The 6,575-nt window shown below is 70.8% G+C and carries 5 protein-coding genes; all 5 read left to right on the forward strand.

Annotated features, from left to right (window positions below):
- The coding region (locus B7767_RS12945; RefSeq protein WP_143652393.1) for a MinD/ParA family protein at positions 1–1,615 on the forward strand (1,615 nt) is incomplete at its 5' end.
- Positions 1,616–1,868: 253 nt separating this feature from the next.
- The gene (locus B7767_RS12950; RefSeq protein ID WP_085572317.1) at positions 1,869–3,731 is read left to right on the forward strand and encodes an ABC transporter substrate-binding protein; all 1,863 of its coding nucleotides are present in this window, start codon (positions 1,869–1,871) and stop codon (positions 3,729–3,731) included.
- 17 nt (positions 3,732–3,748) lie between these two features.
- The gene (locus tag B7767_RS12955) at positions 3,749–4,837 is read left to right on the forward strand and encodes an ABC transporter permease (RefSeq protein WP_085572318.1); all 1,089 of its coding nucleotides are present in this window, start codon (positions 3,749–3,751) and stop codon (positions 4,835–4,837) included.
- Positions 4,834–5,748 carry an ABC transporter permease gene (locus B7767_RS12960; protein WP_085572319.1) on the forward strand — a complete coding sequence of 305 codons (915 nt, stop codon included), beginning with the start codon at positions 4,834–4,836 and terminating at the stop codon, positions 5,746–5,748. Before B7767_RS12955 ends, B7767_RS12960 begins: the two co-directional genes overlap by 4 nt.
- Positions 5,745–6,575: ABC transporter ATP-binding protein (locus tag B7767_RS12965; RefSeq protein WP_085572320.1), on the forward strand; the 831-nt coding region annotated here is incomplete at its 3' end. The genes B7767_RS12960 and B7767_RS12965, both read left to right, overlap by 4 nt.

Here is a 6,575-nt window from a genome sequence, read left to right on the forward strand (position 1 = left end):
CGGTACTCCGCCCACCCCGGCACCCGACGCCCCCGCCGGATACGGCTTCCCCCAGCCGGGCGCCGCCCCGACTCCCCCGGCCCAGCCCGCCGGTTACGGCTTCCCGCCCGCCGGTGCCCCCGGCACGGCAGCCCCACAGCCCCCGGCGCAGCAGCCCGGGAGTGCTCCCGCTCCCGGCGCGCACGCCGGTTACGGCCTCCCTCAGTCCGGCGCGGCAGTTCCGCAGCAGCCCTTCGGGCAGCCCCAGCCCGGCACCCCGCCCGTGCCCGGTCCTCAGGCCGGTTACGGCTTCCCCCAGCAGCAGCCGGGGGTGCCGCCGCAGCAGCAGCCCGTCGATCCGCGTACCGGGGCCGCCTGGCCGCAGCCCGTTCAGCACGACCAGCGGCAGCCGACCAATCCCGGTGCGGCGCCCCTCGGTTACACCGCTGCCGTGGAGCTGTCCTCGGACCGGCTGCTCAACAGCAAGAAGCAGAAGGCGAAGAGCAGCCGCCCCGCGACCGGCGGTTCGCGTTTCAAGCTGGGCGGGAAGAAGGAGGAGGCCGAGCGGCAGCGGAAGCTGGAGCTGATCCGTACGCCGGTGCTGTCCTGCTACCGCATCGCCGTCATCAGCCTCAAGGGCGGCGTCGGCAAGACGACCACGACCACCGCCCTCGGCGCCACCCTCGCCACCGAGCGGCAGGACAAGATCCTCGCGATCGACGCCAACCCGGACGCCGGTACGCTCGGCCGCCGTGTGCGGCGCGAGACCGGGGCCACCATCCGCGACCTCGTCCAGGCGATCCCGTACCTCAACTCGTACATGGACATCCGGCGGTTCACCTCCCAGGCGCCGTCCGGTCTGGAGATCATCGCCAACGACGTCGACCCGGCCGTGTCCACGACGTTCAACGACGAGGACTACCGGCGCGCGATCGACGTGCTCGGCAAGCAGTACCCGGTCATCCTCACCGACTCCGGTACGGGCCTGCTCTACAGCGCCATGCGCGGCGTGCTGGACCTCGCCGACCAGCTGATCATCATCTCCACGCCGTCCGTGGACGGTGCGAGCAGTGCCAGTACGACGCTGGACTGGCTGTCCGCGCACGGGTACGCGGACCTCGTCTCGCGGTCCCTCACCGTGATCTCCGGGGTGCGCGAGACCGGCAAGATGATCAAGGTCGACGACATCGTGGCGCACTTCCGGACCCGGTGCCGGGGCGTGCTCGTCGTTCCGTTCGACGAGCATCTGGCCGCCGGCGCGGAGGTCGACCTCGACATGATGCGGCCGAAGGTGCGGGAGGCGTACTTCAACCTCGCGGCGCTGGTCGCCGAGGACTTCGTACGGCAACAGCAGTCGCACGGTCTGTGGACCTCCGACGGCAACCCGCCACCGGTCGCCGCCCCTCCGCTGCCCGGCCAGCCCTTCCCCGGCCAGCCCGTTCCGGGTCAGCCCATGCCCGGTCAGCCCGTTCCGGGTCAGCCCATGCCCGGTCAGGCCATGCCCGGTCAGGCCGCCCCCGGTCAGCCGGGCCCGTACCCCCAGCAGCCGCAGCCCGGACAGCCCCCGGCCCAGCCCGGCCACCCGTACCCGCAGGTCCCGGGCCAGCCCTATCCTCCTCACCCCGGCCCGCAGTAAGACACCGCAGCCGAGCGGCCCCTTTCGAGGGGCCGCTTTCGCGTGCGGGGCCGAAAACCGCCGTCAGGCCCTGGCCAGCGGTGCGTCACCGGTCTCGACCAATGAGCGCACCATGTCCGTCAACTCGTTGTTTCCGCAGGCCACATGGGGTGTTCGCGCCGTTGACGCTCGCGGTGGTCGCTGATAGACACACTCATCACTCATCTGATCAACCCGTCCTTCCCGTGCGAGCGATGACGTGAGGTCAGCGACCATGGAAACGAACGATCAGTACGGCGGTCACCACCGCACCCCGGGCCGCACCCGGCTCGTCATGGCGGCCGGCGCCGCCGCGCTCACCCTCAGCGCCGGACTCGCCACCCCGCTCAACCCGGCCCCGGAGCAGGCGCGGGCGGCCGACGACGGCACCGAGGTGCTGACCGTCGCGGTGGCGCAGAGCGTCGACTCGCTCAGCCCGTTCCTGGCGGTACGGCTGCTCAGTACGAGCATCCACCGGCTCACCTACGAGTACCTGACGAACTACGACCCCGAGGACAACCACGTCATCCCCGGTCTGGCCACCAAGTGGGAGTCGTCGCCGGACAAGCTGACCTGGACGTACACCATCCGCTCGGACTCCGCCTGGTCGGACGGCGAGCAGGCCACCGCCGAGGACGCGGCCTGGACGTTCAACACGATGATGACGGACCCCGGCGCGGCCACCGCGAACGGCAGCTACGTCGCCAACTTCGCGAAGGTGACCGCGCCGAGCCCCACCGAGCTGGTCATCGAGCTGAAGAAGCCGCAGGCCACGATGACGGCGCTGGACGTGCCGATCGTGCCCAAGCACGTGTGGGAGAAGGTCGACGACTACGCGGAGTTCAACAACGACAAGGACTTCCCCATCGTCGGCAACGGGCCGTTCGTCCTCACCGACTACAAGGCGGACAGCTATGTTCGGCTGAAGGCCAACAAGGACTTCTGGCGCGGGGCACCCAAGTTCGACGAGCTGGTCTTCCGCTACTACAAGGACCAGGACGCCGCGGTGTCGGCGCTGCGCAAGGGCGAGGTGTCGTTCGTCGCCGGGTCGCCGTCCCTGACGCCGGCCCAGACGGAGGCGCTGAAGAGCGAGAAGAACATCCGGGTCAACGACGCGCCGGGGCGCCGCTTCTACGCGCTGGCCACCAACCCGGGCGCCAGGGCGAAGAACGGCGAGAAGATGGGTGACGGACACCCCTCGCTGCTCGACCAGCGGGTGCGCAACGCGCTGTTCATGGCGGTGGACCGGAAGACCATCATCGACAAGGTGTTCCAGGGGCACGCCGTGGAGGGCGCCGGTTACATCCCGCCACGCTTCTCGCAGTACTTCTGGAAGCCGTCGGCCGACCAGGAGCTGGCGTACGACCCGGCGGAGGCGGCCCGGCTGCTCGACCGGGCCGGCTACAGGAAGAACGGCGACGGCAAACGGGTCGGCAAGGACGGCAAGCCGCTCGACTACCGCGTGCTGTGCCACGCCACCGACCCGAACGACAAGGCGATCGGCCAGTACCTCGAGGAGTGGTGGGACGACCTCGGCATCGGGGTGACGCTCAACTGCCTGGACAACGTGACCGATCCCTGGCTCGCCGGTGAGTACGACCTCGCCTTCGACGGCTGGTCGGTCAACCCGGACCCCGACTTCGTGCTGTCCATCCACACCTGCGCGGCGCTCCCGGCGACCCCGGAGGAGACCGGCGCGACCGACAACTTCATCTGCGACAAGACGTACGACGAGCTGTACGCGCGGCAGCTCGCCGAGTACGACGCCGGCAAACGGGCGGACATCGTCAAGCAGATGGAGTCGCGGCTGTACGACCTCGGGTACATGAACGTCATGGCGTATCCGAACGCGGTCGAGGCGTACCGCACGGACCAGATCGAGTCGATCACCACCATGCCGGCGAAGGCGGGCAACATCTACGGCCAGGACGGCTACTGGAGCTGGTGGTCGGCGGTGCCGGCGGACACCGGTGACGGGGGCGGTGACGCGTCGTCGACGGGCGTGGTCATCGGGATCGTCGCGGGTGTCGTCGTCCTCGCGGGGCTGGGGGTCTTCGCGGCGATGCGGCGACGGGCCACGGCCGAGAACCGCGAGTAGGCGGCGAACGGACACCCATGACCGCTGACGCGACATCCGCATCGGCAGGGGGCACGGGGGCCACCGGTCCGGCGAAGGACGGACCGGCGACCGTCCGCGGGCCACGCCGGCCACGTGGTGGCCGTATCACCACCGCGTATCCGCGCTATGTGGCGGGCAGGCTCGCCGGTGCGGCCGTGTCCCTGCTCGCCGTCCTCGTCACCAGCTTCTTCCTCTTCCGGCTGATCCCCGGCGACCCGGTGAAGTTCATGACCGGCGGCCGTCAGGTGTCGGCCGAGCAACTGGCCGTCTACCGAGAGCAGTTCGGACTCGACCTGCCGCTGTGGCAGCAGTTCACCGACTACTGCGGCAAGGCGCTCACCGGTGATCTGGGGATGTCGTACCAGTTCAACGCGCCGGTGGTCGACAAGATCACGGAGGCGCTGCCGAACACGCTGCTGCTCACCGGTACCGCCTTCGTCCTCTACACGGCGCTCGGGATCGTCCTGGGCACCCGGTCGGCGTGGCGGCACGGGCGGCTCGGCGACAAGCTCAACACCGGGCTGGCGCTGACGCTGTACTCCCTCCCCTCCTTCTGGCTGGGCCTGCTGCTGATCACCACGCTGTCGGTGGGGATCGGGCCGCTGCCGGGGCTGTTCCCGACCGGTGGCATGGAGTCGGGCGGAGAGGAGGGCTTCGCGTACGTCGCGGACGTGGCGCACCACCTGGTGCTGCCGGTGGTGACGCTGGTGGCCGTGGATTACGGGCAGACGCTGCTGGTGACGCGGTCGGCGCTGCTGGACGAGATGGGCAGCGACTATCTGACGACCGCGCGGGCCAAGGGGCTGCGCGACGACCTCGTACGGCGTCGGCACGCGGTGCCCAACGCGCTGCTGCCGACCGTGACGCTGATCTTCATCAACCTCGGGCGGACGGTGGCCGGTGTGATCCTGGTGGAGACGGTCTTCTCCTGGCCGGGTCTGGGAGGGCTGTTCTACCAGGCGTTGAGCGTGCCCGACCTGCCGCTGGTGCAGGGGCTGTTCTTCGTGTTCGCCGCCGCGGTGGTCGTGATGAACACGCTCGCCGATCTGATCTATCCGCTGTTCGATCCCCGGGTGGGCCGATGACGACCGAGAAGACACCGGCCGCGCGCCCCCGCGCCCTGGCGTGGCAGCGGCGCCGGGCCTCGGCCGCGCGGTTCTGGCGGCAGTACCGCACCCACCGGGCCGGCCTCTTCGGCCTCGCCACGCTCGCGCTGTTCGCGCTGCTCGCCCTGGCCGCTCCACTGGTCGTCGGATCCGACGTGGCCGACGTGACCGGCGCGCCGGGCAGCCCGCTGGAGAGCCCGAGCGCGGAACTCCCCTTCGGGGCCGACCGGTTCGGGCGGAACCTGCTCGGTCTGGTGATCTGGGGTGCGCGGGTGTCGCTGCTGGTGGGGCTGCTGGCGGCCGTGCTGTCGGTGGCGATCGGCACGGTGATCGGAGTGACGGCGGGGCACTTCCGGGGCTGGTACGCGACGGTGGTGATGCGGATCACCGACTGGTTCCTGGTGATGCCGACGCTGGTGCTGGCGATCGCGCTGGCCACGGTGATGTCCCGCTCGCTGCTGACGATCGTCGTGGCGATCGGGGTGACGACCTGGCCGACGACGGCCCGGCTGGTGCGGGCGCAGACGCTGGCGGTGGAGACCCGGCCGTACATCGAGCGGGCGCGGGCGCTCGGCGGCGGGCACTGGCACATCATGTCCCGGCACGTGCTGCCCAATGTGATGCCGCTGGTGCTGGCGCAGACGACGCTGATCATCTCCTCGGCGATCCTGGCGGAGGCGACGCTGGCCTTCCTGGGACTCGGTGATCCGACGGTGGTGTCGTGGGGCGGGCTGCTGCAGGACGCGCGGGAGGCGGGCGCGGTCAGTGCCGGGCACTGGTGGTACCTGGTGCCGCCGGGCATCGCCATCGCCGTGGTGGCGCTGGCGTTCACACTGTGCGGACGGGCCGTGGAGTCCGTCCTCAACCCCAGGCTGGGGGTGTCCCGTTGAGTCTGCTCGACGTCAGAGGGCTGACGGTCACGTACGCGGGCGGGGCGGCCGCCGTGCGCGGGGTGGATCTGCGGCTGGACGCGGGCCGCAAGCTGGGGATCGCCGGGGAGTCGGGCTGCGGCAAGTCCACCCTGGCGCTGGCGCTGCTGCGGCTGCTCCCGGCCGGGACCCGGGTCGACGGGGAGATCCTGCTGGACGGCGAGGACGTACTGACCATGAAGTGGGGCCGGGTACGGGCGGTCCGCTGGGCGGGGGCGTCCATCGTGTTCCAGGGTGCGATGCACTCCCTCAACCCCGTGCGGCGCATCGGCGACCAGATCGCCGAGCCGATCCTGCTGCACCGGAAGGCCACCCCGGCCGGGGCGCGGAAGAGGACCGGGGAACTGCTGGAGCACGTCGGTCTTCCGGCCGCCCGTGCGTCGGCGTACCCGCACGAGCTGTCCGGCGGTCAGCGGCAGCGCGTCATGATCGCCATGGCGCTGGCCTGCGATCCGCGGCTGATCATCGCTGATGAGCCGACGACCGCGCTGGATGTGATGATCCAGGCGCAGATCCTGCGACTGATCGAACAACTGGTCGTGGACCAGGAGGTGGGGCTGATCATGATCAGCCATGACCTCGCGGTGCTCGCCGGCACCTGTGACCGGCTCGCGGTGATGTACGCGGGCCGGATGGTCGAGGAGGGCCCGGCGGGAGAGGTGTACGAGGCCGCCCGCCACCCCTACGCCCAGGCGCTGTCGGCCGCGTTCCCGCGCATCGGCGACCCGGCGTCGCGCTTCGCGCCGCGCGGCCTGCCGGGGGACCCGCCGGACCCGGCGGCGCTGCCG

Origin of the sequence: Streptomyces sp. 13-12-16 (genome assembly GCF_002114215.1) — a bacterium.
GTDB lineage: Bacteria > Actinomycetota > Actinomycetes > Streptomycetales > Streptomycetaceae > Streptomyces.

Coding starts and splice junctions, on each gene's coding strand:
- B7767_RS12950 (WP_085572317.1), top strand. CDS start 1,869: ATGGAAACGAACGATCAGTACGGCGGTCACCACCGCACCCCGGGCCGC.
- B7767_RS12955 (WP_085572318.1), top strand. CDS start 3,749: ATGACCGCTGACGCGACATCCGCATCGGCAGGGGGCACGGGGGCCACC.
- B7767_RS12960 (WP_085572319.1), top strand. CDS start 4,834: ATGACGACCGAGAAGACACCGGCCGCGCGCCCCCGCGCCCTGGCGTGG.